The organism is Pseudoalteromonas sp. SG41-2 (assembly GCF_014164535.1).
In the GTDB taxonomy this organism is placed as follows: Bacteria; Pseudomonadota; Gammaproteobacteria; order Enterobacterales; family Alteromonadaceae; genus Pseudoalteromonas; species Pseudoalteromonas rhizosphaerae.
Genome location: NZ_JACJFK010000006.1, coordinates 48,857 through 64,746, shown reverse-complemented (window position 1 = coordinate 64,746; position 15,890 = coordinate 48,857). Strand labels below are relative to the sequence as shown.

Annotated in this window: 18 protein-coding genes; 15 read left to right on the top strand and 3 right to left on the bottom strand. The window is 40.9% G+C overall.

Going from position 1 to position 15,890, the window contains the following annotated elements:
• From H5186_RS06620 to H5186_RS06600, 5 genes are read left to right on the top strand one after another with little or no spacing between them, the layout of a single operon-like run.
• Positions 1-960: a flagellar motor protein MotB gene (locus H5186_RS06620; protein WP_149981470.1), complete on the top strand. Its 960-nt coding sequence runs from the start codon at positions 1-3 to the stop codon at positions 958-960.
• An 8-nt stretch (positions 961-968) separates the two neighbouring features.
• The gene (locus H5186_RS06615) at positions 969-1,739 is read left to right on the top strand and encodes a ParA family protein (protein ID WP_149981469.1); all 771 of its coding nucleotides are present in this window, start codon (positions 969-971) and stop codon (positions 1,737-1,739) included.
• Between the two features lie 3 nt (positions 1,740-1,742).
• Positions 1,743-2,528: a chemotaxis protein CheW gene (locus H5186_RS06610; RefSeq protein WP_149981468.1), complete on the top strand. Its 786-nt coding sequence runs from the start codon at positions 1,743-1,745 to the stop codon at positions 2,526-2,528.
• 19 nt (positions 2,529-2,547) lie between these two features.
• Entirely contained in the window at positions 2,548-3,045 is a 498-nt protein-coding gene (locus H5186_RS06605; RefSeq protein WP_145239335.1) for a chemotaxis protein CheW, read from the top strand.
• A gap of 16 nt (positions 3,046-3,061) precedes the next feature.
• Positions 3,062-3,466 carry a DUF2802 domain-containing protein gene (locus tag H5186_RS06600; protein WP_145239332.1) on the top strand — a complete coding sequence of 135 codons (405 nt, stop codon included), beginning with the start codon at positions 3,062-3,064 and terminating at the stop codon, positions 3,464-3,466.
• Between the two features lie 13 nt (positions 3,467-3,479).
• Here the strand turns inward: H5186_RS06600 and H5186_RS06595 are convergent, their stop codons facing one another.
• Together H5186_RS06595 and H5186_RS22995 are read right to left on the bottom strand one after the other, a co-directional pair.
• On the bottom strand, positions 3,480-3,788 hold the full coding sequence (locus tag H5186_RS06595; RefSeq protein WP_145239329.1) for an EscU/YscU/HrcU family type III secretion system export apparatus switch protein: 309 nt from the start codon (positions 3,786-3,788) through the stop codon (positions 3,480-3,482).
• Positions 3,789-3,791: 3 nt separating this feature from the next.
• Positions 3,792-6,458, bottom strand: coding sequence for a flagellar hook-length control protein FliK (locus H5186_RS22995; RefSeq protein WP_259399173.1), 2,667 nt, complete (start codon positions 6,456-6,458; stop codon positions 3,792-3,794).
• 102 nt (positions 6,459-6,560) lie between these two features.
• On the opposite strand from H5186_RS22995, the gene ccmA reads away from it, so the two are divergent.
• Genes ccmA through H5186_RS06540 form a run of 10 tightly spaced genes read left to right on the top strand, consistent with a single transcriptional unit; the run spans position 6,561 to position 14,324 of the window.
• Positions 6,561-7,181, top strand: a complete 621-nt coding sequence (gene ccmA, locus H5186_RS06585) for a cytochrome c biogenesis heme-transporting ATPase CcmA (protein ID WP_149981467.1) — start codon at positions 6,561-6,563, stop codon at positions 7,179-7,181.
• Positions 7,181-7,867: a heme exporter protein CcmB gene (ccmB, locus tag H5186_RS06580; protein WP_182718172.1), complete on the top strand. Its 687-nt coding sequence runs from the start codon at positions 7,181-7,183 to the stop codon at positions 7,865-7,867. Before ccmA ends, ccmB begins: the two co-directional genes overlap by 1 nt.
• A 1-nt stretch (position 7,868) precedes the next feature.
• Positions 7,869-8,606: a heme ABC transporter permease gene (locus H5186_RS06575; protein WP_149981466.1), complete on the top strand. Its 738-nt coding sequence runs from the start codon at positions 7,869-7,871 to the stop codon at positions 8,604-8,606.
• A gap of 2 nt (positions 8,607-8,608) precedes the next feature.
• Complete coding sequence (gene ccmD, locus H5186_RS06570) at positions 8,609-8,812, top strand: heme exporter protein CcmD (RefSeq protein ID WP_182718171.1); 204 nt, start codon at positions 8,609-8,611, stop codon at positions 8,810-8,812.
• Complete coding sequence (gene ccmE / locus H5186_RS06565) at positions 8,809-9,288, top strand: cytochrome c maturation protein CcmE (RefSeq protein ID WP_149981464.1); 480 nt, start codon at positions 8,809-8,811, stop codon at positions 9,286-9,288. The genes ccmD and ccmE overlap by 4 nt, the downstream gene beginning before the upstream one ends.
• Position 9,289: 1 nt before the next feature.
• Entirely contained in the window at positions 9,290-11,257 is a 1,968-nt protein-coding gene (locus tag H5186_RS06560; protein WP_182794254.1) for a heme lyase CcmF/NrfE family subunit, read from the top strand.
• Positions 11,254-11,826 (top strand): DsbE family thiol:disulfide interchange protein, encoded by a 573-nt coding sequence (locus H5186_RS06555; protein WP_182718169.1) that lies wholly within the window; start codon positions 11,254-11,256, stop codon positions 11,824-11,826. Before H5186_RS06560 ends, H5186_RS06555 begins: the two co-directional genes overlap by 4 nt.
• On the top strand, positions 11,823-12,284 hold the full coding sequence (locus tag H5186_RS06550) for a cytochrome c-type biogenesis protein (RefSeq protein ID WP_182739671.1): 462 nt from the start codon (positions 11,823-11,825) through the stop codon (positions 12,282-12,284). The genes H5186_RS06555 and H5186_RS06550 overlap by 4 nt, the downstream gene beginning before the upstream one ends.
• Positions 12,285-13,583 (top strand): c-type cytochrome biogenesis protein CcmI, encoded by a 1,299-nt coding sequence (ccmI, locus tag H5186_RS06545; protein ID WP_182761086.1) that lies wholly within the window; start codon positions 12,285-12,287, stop codon positions 13,581-13,583.
• A gap of 9 nt (positions 13,584-13,592) precedes the next feature.
• The gene (locus H5186_RS06540; RefSeq protein ID WP_182718166.1) at positions 13,593-14,324 is read left to right on the top strand and encodes a VacJ family lipoprotein; all 732 of its coding nucleotides are present in this window, start codon (positions 13,593-13,595) and stop codon (positions 14,322-14,324) included.
• 67 nt (positions 14,325-14,391) lie between these two features.
• Here the strand turns inward: H5186_RS06540 and H5186_RS06535 are convergent, their stop codons facing one another.
• The gene (locus H5186_RS06535; protein ID WP_182718219.1) at positions 14,392-15,615 is read right to left on the bottom strand and encodes an EAL and HDOD domain-containing protein; all 1,224 of its coding nucleotides are present in this window, start codon (positions 15,613-15,615) and stop codon (positions 14,392-14,394) included.
• Positions 15,616-15,890 lie beyond the last annotated feature (275 nt).

The window sequence follows — 15,890 nt, the reverse complement described above, 5'->3', positions numbered from 1 at the left end:
ATGATGCGCCGTCGACTTCGTCACTCATCGACCAAAAGTCAGCATACAGAACGTTGGCTAGTGTCGTACGCTGATTACATGACTATTATGTTTGCATTCTTTGTAGTGATGTATGCGATTGCGATTAATAAAGAAGAAAGCTTCCAAATTTTATCTGATTCGCTGGAGCAGGTTTTTGACAAGTCAGCTCGTCAGTATAGTCAAGAGGGTCAAGGCGTGACGGGGACCGGTTTATTAACCGATAGAGTGACTCCTGAAAACGAACTACTGTTTGGTGAAAGTATTCAAAAGCAAGAAGCTGGCCCAGAGTTACTGGATGGACAAAGCGATACCAGTAATATAAAACAAAAACACTTAGGCAAACCTTTAGATAGCTTATTAACTAAATTACAATCAGCCTTGATCGATGAAATACGCGATGGCGAAGCAAGTTTAGAGTTGCACCAAGACTGGTTGATCATTGAATTAAGCTCAGGAATGTTATTTTCCAGTGGCAGTGCTGTGGCGCATCAACGCGCGAAAGCAGTGATAAAATTAGTAAACGATATTATTGCCCCAGTAGATAACTACGTCAGAGTGCGTGGTTATACCGATAATGAAACCATTCATAATGAAATGTTTCGTTCTAATTGGGAGCTATCTGTTGCAAGAGCGACCTCGATTTTAGTCGAACTTGATGCATTAGGTATCAACCCTGCGCGCATGGCCATTGAAGGATATGGACAGTATTCACCTTTTGCTGATAATGATACAGAGCAAGGACGTGCTGAAAATCGTAAAGTAGTCGTTGCATTATCAAAATATGGTTTGCCACCCAAGCCCATTGTTACAACCGAGCAACCAGCAACAGAAACTGAAGCAGAGCAACCAATTGAGTTGCCAAGTGATGACAACACTATTAAAGTGATCCAACTCCCACACGGTGGTATAAGAATTACAACGCGCAACGAACAAAAATAAGGTGTGATGTGAAAATTTGGACGGTAGCAAATCAAAAAGGTGGAGTAGGGAAGACGACCACGGCTGTGAGCTTAGCTGGTATATTAGCGCTGCAAGGAAAGCGAGTATTACTGATTGATACCGATCCTCATGCATCTTTAACGTATTACTTTGGCATTGATTCAGAAGATTTAGAAGTCAGTGTATATGATATATTTGCCCGTGGAAACAGCATGGCAAGTGAAGAAATATTGCAAGCTTTGTGTCCATCGAACATAGATAACTTAGATATTCTTCCTGCAACGATGGCAATCGCGACACTTGACCGCAGTATGGGTAATAAGACCGGAATGGGGCTTATCTTAAAAAAAGCTTTAGCAAAAATTAGTGAGCATTATGATTACGCTATTTTAGACTGTCCGCCAGTGTTAGGTGTATTAATGGTTAACGCATTGGCTGCAAGTGAGCGCATTTTAGTGCCAGTACAAACTGAGTTTTTAGCACTCAAAGGACTAGACCGAATGATGCGGACCATGGAATTAATGCAAAGCTCGCAATCAAAGCAGTATCAATATACCATTATCCCTACAATGTATGATAAGCGCACTAATGCATCCCTTGAAGCATATAAGACATTACAGCAAACGTACCAAGAAAAAGTATGGCCAGGGGTAATACCCGTAGATACTAAGTTCCGTGATGCAAGTTTAGCTCAACAAGTACCGATTCAGTATTGTCCACGCTCAAGAGGTGTTTATGCTTATCGCGCATTACTCGATTATTTGATTGAACAAGGTTAATGAATGAGTAAGCAATTATTTGCTAATGAAAAAGTAATGACCCAGTACTTGGGGGCTTTACTGTGCGAAGACGATGAGTCAACAGACTTACACCCGGTTGCAAAATTACTCGAACAAGTTCCATCCACAGAAAGTAGCAATAAAATGCCACTCAAGGCGTCGCAGCAAACCATTGTGCAGCCAAACGCACTTGATGAGCCAAAGACTAGTATTGAGGAAGAAATACCCGCGCCCCTTGAGAAACCACAGATCCAAGCTAATATCAAAGATATAGCTAAAGTGAGTGAACAGCTAAATGTTGCTGAAGCTAAAACTCCTGTACAGCGTCAAGAAGATTATTTTGATGGTGAGTTTCAGGCGTTATTCTTTGAAGTGGCTGGGCTTACCCTCGCAGTACCATTAAAAGCATTAGGTGGTATTCATCAATTAGGTGAAGTTAATCAGCTTTTTGGTAAACCCAAGTGGTTTAAAGGAGTGATGCTAAATCGTGATGAGAATCTTAATGTAGTTGATACAGCGCTTTGGGTGATGCCAGAAAAGTATACCCAAGAGTTAGAAGACAAATTAAACTACCAATACTTAATTACTTTAGGTAATAGCCAATGGGGATTGTTGGCTGAAAAGCTGGTTAATAACATTACACTACGCAGTGAAGATGTGAAATGGCGAGCTAAAAGTGGCAAGCGGCCTTGGCTTGCAGGTGTAATTAAAGAAAAAATGTGTGCCTTAATTGATGTGCAAAGCTTAGGTCAATTATTAGAGCAAGGTTTAGATAGCCGCGACCAGTAACGATATTCGGAGTAATAACATGAGTGAACAAAGATTATTATCAAGCAGTAAAAATACCGATGGCAATGATGAAGTATTGCAGTGGGTAACTTTTAAGCTTGAATCAGAAACCTATGGTGTGAATGTGATGCAAGTGCAAGAGATTTTGCGTTATACAGAAATTGCTCCAGTACCAGGTGCTCCAAGCTATGTTTTAGGGATTATTAATTTACGTGGCAATGTTGTAACAGTAATCGATACGCGTGCACGATTTGGTTTGATGTCTGCAGAAGCAACAGACAATTCACGAGTATTAATTATTGAAGCTGAAGAGCAAGTCATTGGTATCTTAGCCGACAGTGTAGCAGAAGTGGTTTATTTGCGTAGCTCAGAAATTGATAGTGCACCAAACATTGGTACTGAAGAAAGTGCCAAGTTTATTCAAGGTGTCAGTAATCGTGATGGTGAATTATTGATTTTAGTTGATTTAAATAAATTACTAAATGACGAAGAGTGGGATGAGTTGAGCGATTTATAACGCTTACGGAAAAACTATGTTGTTATACTCGTTGCTTGGAGTCTCAATTGTACTGGTGTTAGTATGCTTGGGACTAATTTTTATTAATAATAATAAGTACGCTGCAGCATTAAAAAGCAAAATACTGCAACTGCAAGAAACTCAACAACAGCTCAGTATTTTACGCAGTGAAGTCGCAGAAATGCGCACCGGTATGCTAAGTATTGGTAAGCGATTAGTCGCTGTAGAGCAGCGAAATCAAGAGTTAGCGCAATTACAAGATGCGCAAAAATATGACGATCCTGATGCGAAAATTTATTCTCGAGCAGTGAAAATGGTTGAACTAGGTGCCGATATTGAAGAGATCATACGAGAGTGTGAACTTCCGCGTGCCGAAGCAGAACTATTAATGTCGTTACATCATCAAAAGGGCGCTAATTAGCGCCTTTTACTTTTTACGCCTGAATATTTAACTTGCCTTGAAAGTCTTGCCAGCCTGGTGGGAATTTACCCCGCAGTACATATGAAAAAGCAATCAGTTCGGCAATCACATAATACAGTTCTCTTGGGATCTCTTCGCCAAGCTCTAAATGCGATAACGTTTTAGCCAATGCTTCATCTTTGTGGATCAAAATTCCTTTTTCTTCTGCAGCTTTAATGATCTCTTCTGCGAGCTCACCAAACCCTTTACTACTGACTGTAGGAGTACGACCGGCTTCGTAAACTAAACCAATTGCAGACTTATGTTTTGGTATCTCACTCATGGCTTAAACCTTAATATTAATAATGGCATGGGATTGATAAAAAGCTTGGTGTTGCGGCGCACCTTGGCTTAGCTTCATTTCACCAACTTGTAGGCCATGAGCTGTTAATTTATGACGCAAACTCTCAAGGTGCGGATGAGCCATTGCGGTGATATCTTGGCTTGAGGCAAGTAATTGACAATCGAGTGCTTTATCCATTAATTCAGCGGTGATCTGTAATTGGCCAAGCTCAGCGTAATCAAAATTAAGTCGCACAAACCAAACATTTTTAGCTTCGAGTTTATTTTGGCTTGGTTTTTTATATTGTCCTAATGAAATTTCTGTTTGTGCGGTTTCCGGTGGCAGTCGCATCGGCAGTAAAAATTGTACTAACGGATTATTATCAGGCTGCTGATTGATGGGGGTGCTGTTAATTTGGCTAATTGCAGTTTTTATTTGGCTCAGCTCAGCCGCTAAGGCTTGTGATTGTGGCTGTAGTAATTGTTCTTGCAGTTTCTGTGGGTTAGTTGCTTTAAAGTTAGGCACTAATATTTGTAATAAAGCATCAAGTGAGCTTTGACTGTTAAAATTCAACGCACTGATATTTGCTAAGCTTGGAGCCGCTAAAATCGCCACTGCCAAATGCTCAATAGATTGGCTAAAACTATTTTGCAGGGCACTAGTGGTTAAGCTTTCTGGACGCAAAACACTGAGTATTTCTCGTTGAATGGTTAACGGTTGCAACGATTGGCTGTCAATCATGCGGCTAAAAGCTTGATTGACTAGCCGATTTAAATCGACATTATTACTTACTTTGGTCGCTGCTAGTTTATTAATTTGTGAAGCGATATGCTGTTTATCGTAGTTTGCTGCTGATTTAAAATTAGGTAGCGGCTTTTCGATAGGCGTTTTTAAAAGTGGTGCCAATAATTTGGCTTCCAGTGGCAAGCTAATCTGGCTGGCTGGCAAAGCGCTGGTTATCGGTCCTTTTAATAGTGCTTCTATATGTAAGTGAGTACTTGCTTTTAGATTGTCGTTGTTTAGCTGTGCTGTTAGAGATGCTACTTTGGTATCTACTCCTGCAGCAAAAGGTGGAGTTGTTTTTAATTTTTGCTGAGCATCGGCTATAACTGTTTTGGCGACAGCGCTATTATCACTGACATTGACAGTTGTACTATTGGTTTTGCTGGGTAGAACTTGTTCGGGACTGTGTGCTAGCGCTTTAGCGATAGGTTCTTTGTTTAGCTGAGCAGGTTGAGCATTAATATCAGATGCTGCTTGTTTTGGATTAACAGTAACCTGCGGTGTTTTATTTTGCGCTACTGTAGTTTGCTCGCTGGATTGAATCGCGGCAGCTAGTTTATTTAATTGTTTGTAGTTATCGGTATCTTTGCTCAGTGGCGCCGCAGTAGTACTGTTATTTTTAACCGCATTAGGCTCTGTAATACTTGCTAAACCGGCTTTTAATCGCTGAAATAACTGTACCAGGGGAGGCGATTGATGATAATGCTTTGGCAGCGCGGTACCTTGGCTAATATCTGTCAGTAATGGTTGGGTGTTGCTTGTCGCCATTGCCACAAGGTTTATTTGCCTGAGTGATTTGGGTAGTAAGGTTTGTGCAGTTTGATCTGTTGGTGTTAGTGATTGTGCTACAGCTGATTTATTGCTGACTTGACTAAATGGTTTGCTTTCAAAATAGCGTACAGCGTCACTGATCCGGGTTTTTAAGTCAGCAAAACTGTCTTGCAACCACGAGCTTATTGGGCTGCTGCTGACCAATAAGGGGCTGCTAGGTGCGACACTTGTTTGGGTATTAAACTGGCCTGGTACATGGCTTTTTTGTAGCAATGAATTAAAAGTATGGGCTAATGAATTTTTTAACTGCAGAGCTATTTTTGGTAGCTGCGTTTTTATTATTAATTGTTCATTAAGCGCATTTAATTGTACTTTTTGAATTACCCCACCAGGCTGAGTTGAGTGTATGCTGTGATTATTTAACGGCTGCTGCAGTGCGAGCTTAATATTGCCATTATAATTATTAAAGCTCAGTATTGCGGTATTTTTATCTAGCTGTAGCTGCCCATTTGGTACCAGTTTACTGAGCCAAAGAGCAAGTTTTGCTTGGCTGATTGGCTGCTGGTGAAGTGTATCAGCAAAGCGATTAACAACACTTAAGGTAAAATTATTGCGGTTCGGGGTAATTATTGCTTTTAGATCTTGCTCATTGTGCAGTAGTTGGGCGACTTCTTTATTGATAGGAATACTGGCGTGTAACTGATTTAACAGTAATTTTGCAGCAGGCTGTAAAATAATTTGCAACGACAAAGGTTTATTCTCGACCTGAACACCACTGTTAATTAAATTTAAAACACTTTGCAGTTGGTTTGTTTGACGCAAGCTGATCTCAGCTTGCTTTGGTAAAATAGTGAGTTGTTTACCATCATTACTGAGTTGAATATCGGCACTGGCAATTTTTTGAGTGTTTGTTTCAGTGCCAGTTGTAGCTAAGCGTAATGTTTGCCAATGCTTATCAACATAGACTTCCATCTGCACAGAGCCTTTGGCGAACACGATGTTTTTAGCGCTGAGTGTTTGCTCGCTGAAAACAGGTAATTGCTGTGCAACGCCATTGTGCGACGAATGACTGACAGGAAGCGAATTCGCTAATGTTATCTGTGTAGGTTTGTTCATTATTTTAAATCAAGTTTTTGTTAATCGGTGCAAAGCATTATTCGTATTACCCTATCATTATGCTAGACTAACGCCTAATTTTGGGTATAGAGAATCATCATCTTGTTACACATTAAGTCCGTCACCTGCATCAAGCAAGAACGTTGTTTGTTTGCGGATCTTAATTTCAGCTTGAAATCAGGCCAAATCATGCAATTAGCAGGCCCAAATGGGGCTGGTAAAACATCCTTGCTGCGTATAATTGCGGGTTTTTCTGCGCCCGATGAAGGACAAGTTATGTGGCAAGGTGAATCAATTGCTAAAAATTATGATGAATTTGCCCGGCAATTGTTATTTATCGGCCATAAAACAGGGGTGAATAGCCAACTTAGTGCGATTGAAAACCTGCGATTTTGGTTACAGATTCAAGGTTACGACACTGAGCAAGATCTTTACTCATTATTAGCTAAGATTGGCTTAGTTGGTCTTGAAGATGTACCTGTGCGTACTCTATCTGCTGGTCAACAACGTCGTGTTGCGTTGATCAGACTTTGGCTTAATGATGCGAAGTTATGGGTGCTGGATGAGCCATTTACAGCCTTAGATAAAGCCGGTATCGCATTTTTGCAGCAACGCTTTTTAGCTCACCTAGCACAAGGTGGGGCGATTTTATTAACCACCCACCAAGACTTAACGACCCACTTTAATGAGTTGCAAACCGTTACTCTGGAGTACCGACACTGATGTTACGCCAGCATTCATATTGGCAGCTATTTAGTGCCGTTTGTAAAAAAGATTTACGGCTGGCATTTCGCCAGCGTGCTGAAATCGTAAACCCCATTTTGTTCTTCTTAATTGTTATTACATTATTTCCGTTAGCAATTGGTCCTGAGCCCGGTCTACTTAGCCGTATGGCACCTGGTATTATCTGGGTCGCTGCGTTACTTTCAACCATGTTAGGCTTAGATAAACTATTTCGTGATGACTATCATGATGGTAGTTTAGAGCAATTGATTGCTTCATCGTACCCGTTACCGTTGACGGTGCTTGGCAAAGTCGTTGCCCATTGGATTATTACAGGCTTGCCGTTGGTGTTGATGACGCCGCTGTTCGCCTTGTTATTAAATTTAGACAATCAAGCATTGATTGCAACGGTGCTTACCTTGCTATTGGGTACGCCATTACTTAGTTTTATCGGCGCTATTGGCGCTGGGCTTACAGTGGGATTACAAAAAGGCGGCATTTTGATGAGTTTATTGGTCTTGCCTTTATATATCCCCGTATTAATTTTTGCAACGTCTGCTATCGATACCAGCACAATGTCGCTGGATTATAGTGGTCAGCTTGCCATCCTTGGTGCGATGCTTGTCATTGCAATTATCAGCGCACCAATTGCCATATCGTCAGCATTGAAAGTGAGTGTAAGTTAATATGTGGAAGTGGTTACATCCCTACGCTAAAGCAGATCGTGCATATCAATTATGCAATACGTTACTGCCCTATTTTGCCGTGATAACGGTTGTCTTTATGATTATTGGTTGGGTCTGGGGGTTAGCCTATGCACCAGCTGACTATCAACAAAAAGACAGTTATCGCATTATTTTCATTCATGTACCGTCAGCTATTTTGTCGATGGGGGCTTATTCATCAATGGCTATTGCGGCAGTGATCGCTTTGGTATGGCAACTTCGTAATGCCGAGTTGGCGGTGATTGCCATCGCACCTGTTGGCGCATGTGTAACTGCAATTGCACTTATTACTGGCGCCGCTTGGGGTAAACCTATGTGGGGTGCGTGGTGGGTATGGGATGCACGACTTACGTCTGAGCTCATTCTATTATTTCTATATTTGGGGGTATTGTCTTTATATCATGCCTTTGAAGATAAAAAAGCAGCAGGTCGAGCTGCATCTATTTTAGCTATTGTGGGGGTAATTAACCTACCCATTATCCACTTTTCGGTTGAGTGGTGGAACACCTTGCATCAAGGTGCCACTATTACTAAGTTTGATACGAAAGCCATTGATTCAAGTATGTTTTGGCCATTAATGGTAAATATAGTCGCGTTTGCTGGTTTTGTTGGCATGGTGACTTTGATGCGTCTTAAAAATGAAATTTTACAACGTGAAAAGCATCGCCCTTGGGTGCGTCAGTTGTTAAATAGGGGCTAGTTATGCAGTTTGATTCTTTTTCTGATTTTATTGCCATGGGCGGTTACGGCTTTTATGTGTGGCTTTCTTTTGGTTCATGTGCACTGATTTTATTAGGTATTTTAGTTAGTTCTTTGAATGATACTAAGCGCATTATGGCTTCTGTGCAGCAACAAGCTGAACGAGAGGCTCGCATTAAACACGCTCAACAGGAGAATCAAGCATGAACCCAAGACGTAAGAAACGTTTGCTTGGCGTCGTCGCTATTGTATTCGGTATTGGTGCCGCCATCGGTTTAGTATTGTATGCGCTGCAAGAAAATATTAACTTATTTTATACTCCAAGTGAGTTAATTGAAGGTAAAGGCCCGAATAAAGAAAAGCCGCACATTGGTCAAAAGTTGCGTATTGGCGGTATGGTGGTCCCAGGATCAGTGATTCGAGATGAAACCAGCCTACAAGTAAGCTTTACCTTGATTGATACAGGCCCTTTAGTAACGATCAAATACCAAGGTATTTTGCCTGACTTATTTCGCGAGGGGCAAGGGATTGTTGCTCAAGGTGTGTTGATTGAACCTAATGTAATAGAAGCGTTTGAAGTATTGGCTAAGCATGATGAAGAATACATGCCTGCTGAAGTTGCGGAAGCGGTGAAGGGGATCAAACACGAAAAACCTAAATATAACTTAGAAAGTGGCAATTAAGATGATCCCAGAACTCGGTTATTTTTCCCTAACACTGGCCATGGTGCTGAGTGTTTTATTGTGTATTTTTCCTCTATGGGGCGCACATACTGGTAATTTACGGTTAATGCGTGCAGCTCCTTCATTAGCTGTTGGCCAATTTGTATTTGTATTAGTGTCATTCGCTGCCTTAATTTATGCCAGTTTAACCGATGATTTTACCGTCGCGTACGTGGCTTATCATTCTAGCAGTACCTTGCCTTGGTATTATAAAATCACTTCAACCTGGGGTGGGCACGAAGGTGCTATTTTATTGTGGCTAGTAATGCAAGCCGGTTGGACAGCAGTAGTAGCACTGCGCTCTAATTCACTGCCTTGGATACTGCGTGCTCGTGTATTAGGTGTGTTAGGCTTTTTAGGTGTTGGCTTTATGCTTTACACCCTGTGGATGTCAAATCCATTTGAATTATTACTGCCGTATTTTCCTGTCGAAGGGCGCGACCTAAATCCGCTATTACAAGATCCAGGGATGATCATCCATCCACCTTTATTATATATGGGTTATGTTGGTCTATCGGTTTCTTTTGCATTCGCAATTGCAGCGTTATTAACAGGTAAACTTGATAATACGTGGGCTAAGTGGTCACGTCCTTGGACAATGACTGCGTGGGGATTTTTAACACTAGGTATTACTATTGGAAGCTGGTGGGCATATTCCGAGCTTGGCTGGGGTGGCTGGTGGTTTTGGGATCCCGTTGAAAACGCATCGCTTATGCCTTGGTTAGTAGCTACTGCATTATTGCACTCATTATCGGCAACCGAAAAACGCGGTGTATTTAAATCATGGACCGTATTACTTGCGATTGCTGCATTTTCATTGAGTTTACTGGGCACCTTTATTGTTCGCTCTGGCATTATTGTGTCAGTGCATGCGTTTGCTACCGATCCTGATCGTGGCTTATTTATCTTAGCGTTTTTAGCGATAGTGGTTGGTGGTGCGTTAACCTTATATGCATTTAGGGTATCGCAAGTACGCAGCGAAGGTCGTTACAAACTGGTATCACGTGAAGTGGCGTTATGGCTCAATAATATATTTTTAGTGGTTGCTACATTTATTGTGTTACTGGGTACTTTATTACCTATGGTTCATAAAGAAATGGGCTTAGGCAGTATTTCAATTGGCGAACCATTCTTTAATAAAATGTTTGCCATTATTTTGGTGCCGTTTGCCATCTTAATGGGCACTGGCCCTCTGTTACGTTGGAAGCAAAATAAGTGGTCTTTTTTACAAAATAAACTACTTGTGTCAGCGTTAATGAGCATAGTGATCAGTGCTGCTTGGTTATATTCAAGTTATGCCAGCGTAGCGCCTTTAACTTTATTGGCGACCACGCTTGCGATATGGATTGTGATCACCACCGGTGTTGATTTATATGTTAAAGCTACTTTGCAAACTAACTTTAGCCAAGGTCTTAAAAGGTTAGGACTTAGTTATTGGGCTATGGTACTAGGGCATGTTGGTATTGCCTTTGTTATCGCAGGTGTCACTTTAACTTCGGCGTATTCGGTTGAACGTGATGTTTCGATGAAGCCGGGCGAAATCGTACAGTTAAATCAATATCAGTATCGTTTTGAAGGGGTATACACTATTCGTGGTGCAAACTACAGTGGTCATGCTGGAGAAGTGAGCGTCCTGAAAAATGATAAACTAGTCACTGTACTGCATGCTGAAAAGCGCCGTTACGATATTGGTATGCAATTTATGACTGAGGCTGCAATTGATGCTGGCTTTACCCGTGATTTATACCTTGCTCTGGGTGAGCAATTAAATAACGGCGGTTGGTCATTGCGCATCTATCACAAGCCATTTGTACGTTGGATGTGGATTGGTGGTGTATTGATCTCACTTGCCGGTTTTATGATTTTAGGTGACAAACGTTACCGTACTAGCAAGAAAAAAACCGATAAGTCACAGGAGAAACTGGTATGAACCGCAAGTTGTTAGCGCTGATACCTCTGCTGGCATTTGTTTTAGTGTGCGTGTTTTTATTTCAAGGTTTGTTTTCAAACCCAAGAGAAATTCAAACCGGTCGGTTAGGTCAGCCAATGCCAGCCTTTGATTTACCTGATTTAATGCAGGATTCAAAGCGTTGGCAAGATAGCCAATTAAAAGGCGATGTATATCTACTCAATGTATGGGGCACTTGGTGTCCTACCTGTTTAGCTGAATTAGATTATTTAACCCAATTGCGAGAGCAAGGCGTTAAAATTATCGGGCTTTACTATGTACAAAGTTATGATGCTGACTTTGATGGTGAATTTGATATGCCAGCGCTACGTGAAGAAGTGACGTCAATGTTAAGTCGTGCCGGTGATCCGTATCAGTTTAATATTCTTGACTTACACCGTACTCTTTCGCTTGATTTAGGTGTGTCAGGTGCACCTGAAACATTTTTAGTGGATAGCAAAGGCACCATTTTATTGCACCATACTGGCGATATAAACCCACGAGTTTGGCGTGCTAAATTTGCTCCCTTGATGCAGGAATTACAGCCATGAAATATTTTTTAATTGCTTTAATGATACTAGCCAGTGGCATAGCTATGGCAGAGCAAGATCGTTACCAATTTGATAACAACGAACAAGCGCAACGCTTTACTGAGTTAACTAAAGAATTACGTTGCCCTAAATGTCAAAATCAAAATATCGCAGATTCAGATGCTGTGGTTGCGAAAGATTTGCGCGAAAAAGTATTGGCGTTAGTCAAAGAAGGCAAATCGAAAGACGATGTGATTGAATATATGATTGACCGCTATGGCTATTTTGTTCACTACGATCCGCCAGTAACGCCAGCAACATTAGTGCTATGGGTATTACCTATTTTGATAGTGGTATTTGGCTTTGGCTTTATTATTTTTCGTCAACGTAAGGCTGCGGTTAAGCAAACATGGAGTGAGCAAGATGAGGCGTTATTAGCCAAGCTCATTGCGAAAAATGAACGTCAGGAGCAGATTTAAATGATACTAATGTGGGTTTCTTTTGCATTATTAACCTTATTAGCTGTGACGTTTGTGGCATTGCCGTTTTTGAGTAAAGAGCGGGTACAAAGTCTCACTTACAATGCTAATTCAGAGCTTATTGCCATCTACCATCAGCGCCTTGGCGAGCTGGCAAATGATTTAGCAAATCAACGTATTGACCAAGTTAACCATGATGAGTCTGTGATTGAGCTCAAACGTCGTTTACTAAATGAGTTATCGCCTGAAAAATCACTGATGAGCAGAGGCAATAACCGTATTTTTGCATTAACAGGCAGTGCATTTTTAATCGCTTTTACCGCTGTATTTTATACCGCAACTGGTTCACAACAACAGTTGCAGAACTGGCACAGCGCCATGGATAATTTAGCAGTTTATGGTGAACGAGCCGTGATGCAACAAGGCGAACCTTTAACCCAAAATGAATTACAAGCGTTTGCGTTAGGGCTACGCACTAAACTTGCGCAAAGTGGTGATGATCAAGTGGCTTGGATGCTACTCGGTCGTGTTGCAATGTCATTGAATGAATACGACATGGCGCAACAGTCATTTGATAAAGTGCTACGCATGGATCCTGACAACATGCCTGTGCTGATCAGTTACAGCCAAGTACTATTACTTGAAGGCAGTGATGTAAATATGACGCGCGCTGCGGGTATGCTCTCTAAAGTGCTCAAAGACGATCCAACTAACCTTGATGCTATTTCATTGTTAGCGTTAATTGCTTATGAGCGTCATGATTGGTTGCAAGCAAAAGCAGCATTCGAAGTGCTTTTAAAGAGTATGGATGAGCAAGATACTCGCTATGACATGATTGCTCAGCGAATTACTGAAATTGAACAAAATATTACAGCTGAAAACACACAACTAGCACCTGCATTGCAACCACAAGCTGAGCAGGGCAGTGGCGAGGATAATAACGCAGCTAAAATGAGTGCTATCAAAGTTACCGTTAATCTTGCGCCACAGCTTGCGGACAAGCTTCCAATCCAAGGTACCTTATTCGTATTTGCAAAAGCTGCCAATGGTCCGCCAATGCCGCTCGCAGTGGTAAAATTAACAGATTATAGTTTTCCAATTGAAGTACAGTTAAGTGATAGTAATGCTATGGTCGCAGGGTTAACGCTTTCAAGCGTTGATAAAATTATTTTAACTGCACGCATTTCAAAGGATGCATCAGTAATGCCTTCAACGGGTGAGTTGGAAGGGCGTTCAGATGTGTTAGAACGTAGCCAAACCAAGGCTTACGATTTACTTATCAATGAATTAATACCTTAAGGATAAAAGATGTTAAGACAGAGTTTAGTTTTGTTTGGGCTATTGGTGCTAGCAGGATGCGCGCAAGTGCCTGACGAAAAAATAGATGAGCGAGATCCACTACAATCATTTAACCGTCCAATGTATGATTTTAATATGGATGTACTTGATGCTTATGTTCTGCGCCCTGTTGCGGTAGGGTATGTGGCCGTAACACCAACACCGGTGCGCCGTAGTATCGTCAATTTTACTGGCAACATTAGTGCACCAACTGATGTAGTTAATGCCACGCTACAAGGTAAAGCGGGTAACGCAGGCGTGAGCTTAGCGCGGTTTTTAGTTAATTCAACTGTGGGTATTTTTGGCTTATTTGATGTTGCGACATCGCTTGGTTTGAATATTGTCGATGAAGACTTTGGTCAAACTCTGGGGGTATGGGGAATAGGCGACGGTGCTTATTTAATGCTACCGGGAATGGGACCGTCAACAGCGCGTAACCTAACGGGTGCAGTGGTTGATGGCTATGTGTTACCAAAAATTGCCTTAACCACGCCACAAACTGTATTGGTGTTTGCGTTAAAGGCTGTAGAAGCTCGGGCTTCTTTAATACCACAAGAAAGCTTATTGAATGAGTCACTCGATCCGTATATTTTTATGAAAGACATTTACTTTCAACGTCAGTTATATGAGTTGTATGATGGTAATCCACCGGTTGAAAAAGAGCCCGACGATTTTGATGAAGACTTTTTAGAAAGCCTTTAATGTGTATTTTCAGGTTAAATAAAAATGCCAGCGTCTAAGCTGGCATTGTTATTTACGGTATTATTTATTATCCTGCCAGCACTTTCATTTGTTCATTAGCCCAGTTAACGGCATCATGATACGCATCTGGCACTTTACCAGCGCCAAGACCAAGCTCATCTTTAATCGCGTTTGCACCTTGCCAATTGGCTTGTTCGTATAATTTTACTAAGCGCAGATATTGTGCCAGTAAACCTTGATCCTCTAATAATGCTAACTTTATGTCGTTGGATAATGGTAGCTTTTTCATCACGCTTTGCATATCTTCATCTAATATGGCATCCATTAATGACATCATACCGGTTAAAAAAGCCATGCCCGTATCTTTGAGTTTATTATGGTTTATAGCTAGCAACTCAGTAAAGCGTGCTCTGGTTAACGATAAGCGTATTAACTCTGCGGGTTTATCACCAGCAACTTGAGCTGCAAACAACAAGGATAAAAACTTTTTAATTTCTGCTGCACCTAGCACAATTAGTGCTTGTTTGATGGTGCTGATCTCAGCTCTGCGCTTAAATGCCGCTGAATTACTATAACGTAATAATTTATAAGAGAGGTTTACATCTCGCTCAAATACGTCGGTAATTTTCTTTAAATTGACTTCAACAGTGGATGTCTCATAAAGCAGCTCGGCAAGAGCTATCTCTGATGGCGGCAAGGTTTTACTTTGCACCATTTCTGGTTTGGAAAAGAAAAACCCCTGAAAGTAAGTAAAGCCAAGATCTAATGCTAATTGATACTTTTCGTAGGTTTCTACCTTTTCTGCTAATAATTTTATATGCGGATAAGGTTTAATTTCTTCGATTATGGTGTGGATAGTGTCAACGTCACAATTGATAAAATCTATTTTAATAATATCAATAAAAGGATAAAAATGACGCCATACAGGCTGGTGAATATAATCATCCAGCGCGAGCGTATAACCTTTTTGTTTTAAGTCTTTGACGATCGCGAGCAAGCGTTTCCCTGGTTGAATTGTTTCGAGTATTTCTACAACAATCTGATCTTTACCAAGCAGAGTTGGGTAGCCTTTTTGTAATGTTTCAAGCGTAAAGTTGATATACGCTGGTTTATTATCGGTGAGATCTTCTAAACCAAAATTGAATTGACTACCTTCAATTAGCCGAGTGGTTGCCTCGTCACCATCAATATCAGGGAATACATTATCAACGCCATCACGAAAGAGTAGCTCATACCCTACAAGTTGTTTGTTTCGATCTAAAATTGGTTGGCGTGCAGCATAAAAATACATAAACAGCGGGTCCACATCAGTTAAGCGATTACTTGGGCAATATAAGATAAAACAGCATAAATAGCATTAATTATATTTAGAATATCAATGCTATAGTATTAATTAATTGATACATCATCGATCTAATCCTAAGGTAATTAAGTATTAATTACCATGTTCTGTAGTTAAATAATTAACCATCAGATAAAAACAACTCCACCTTATATCATTACTTGGCTACCTCAGTAAGTGGAGTTATTCACCCTTTGCGTGATATAGTCAAGTTCTAGGTTGGT

What these genes read in the sequence shown, in the direction of transcription:
- H5186_RS06620 (WP_149981470.1), top strand. Translation starts at nt 1, where the DNA reads ATGATGCGCCGTCGACTTCGTCACTCATCGACCAAAAGTCAGCATACA.
- H5186_RS06610 (WP_149981468.1), top strand. Translation starts at nt 1,743, where the DNA reads ATGAGTAAGCAATTATTTGCTAATGAAAAAGTAATGACCCAGTACTTG.
- H5186_RS06605 (WP_145239335.1), top strand. Translation starts at nt 2,548, where the DNA reads ATGAGTGAACAAAGATTATTATCAAGCAGTAAAAATACCGATGGCAAT.
- H5186_RS06600 (WP_145239332.1), top strand. Translation starts at nt 3,062, where the DNA reads ATGTTGTTATACTCGTTGCTTGGAGTCTCAATTGTACTGGTGTTAGTA.
- H5186_RS06595 (WP_145239329.1), bottom strand. Translation starts at nt 3,788, where the DNA reads ATGAGTGAGATACCAAAACATAAGTCTGCAATTGGTTTAGTTTACGAA.
- H5186_RS22995 (WP_259399173.1), bottom strand. Translation starts at nt 6,458, where the DNA reads ATGAACAAACCTACACAGATAACATTAGCGAATTCGCTTCCTGTCAGT.
- ccmB (WP_182718172.1), top strand. Translation starts at nt 7,181, where the DNA reads ATGTTACGCCAGCATTCATATTGGCAGCTATTTAGTGCCGTTTGTAAA.
- H5186_RS06575 (WP_149981466.1), top strand. Translation starts at nt 7,869, where the DNA reads ATGTGGAAGTGGTTACATCCCTACGCTAAAGCAGATCGTGCATATCAA.
- ccmD (WP_182718171.1), top strand. Translation starts at nt 8,609, where the DNA reads ATGCAGTTTGATTCTTTTTCTGATTTTATTGCCATGGGCGGTTACGGC.
- ccmE (WP_149981464.1), top strand. Translation starts at nt 8,809, where the DNA reads ATGAACCCAAGACGTAAGAAACGTTTGCTTGGCGTCGTCGCTATTGTA.
- H5186_RS06560 (WP_182794254.1), top strand. Translation starts at nt 9,290, where the DNA reads ATGATCCCAGAACTCGGTTATTTTTCCCTAACACTGGCCATGGTGCTG.
- H5186_RS06555 (WP_182718169.1), top strand. Translation starts at nt 11,254, where the DNA reads ATGAACCGCAAGTTGTTAGCGCTGATACCTCTGCTGGCATTTGTTTTA.
- H5186_RS06550 (WP_182739671.1), top strand. Translation starts at nt 11,823, where the DNA reads ATGAAATATTTTTTAATTGCTTTAATGATACTAGCCAGTGGCATAGCT.
- ccmI (WP_182761086.1), top strand. Translation starts at nt 12,285, where the DNA reads ATGATACTAATGTGGGTTTCTTTTGCATTATTAACCTTATTAGCTGTG.
- H5186_RS06540 (WP_182718166.1), top strand. Translation starts at nt 13,593, where the DNA reads ATGTTAAGACAGAGTTTAGTTTTGTTTGGGCTATTGGTGCTAGCAGGA.
- H5186_RS06535 (WP_182718219.1), bottom strand. Translation starts at nt 15,615, where the DNA reads ATGTATTTTTATGCTGCACGCCAACCAATTTTAGATCGAAACAAACAA.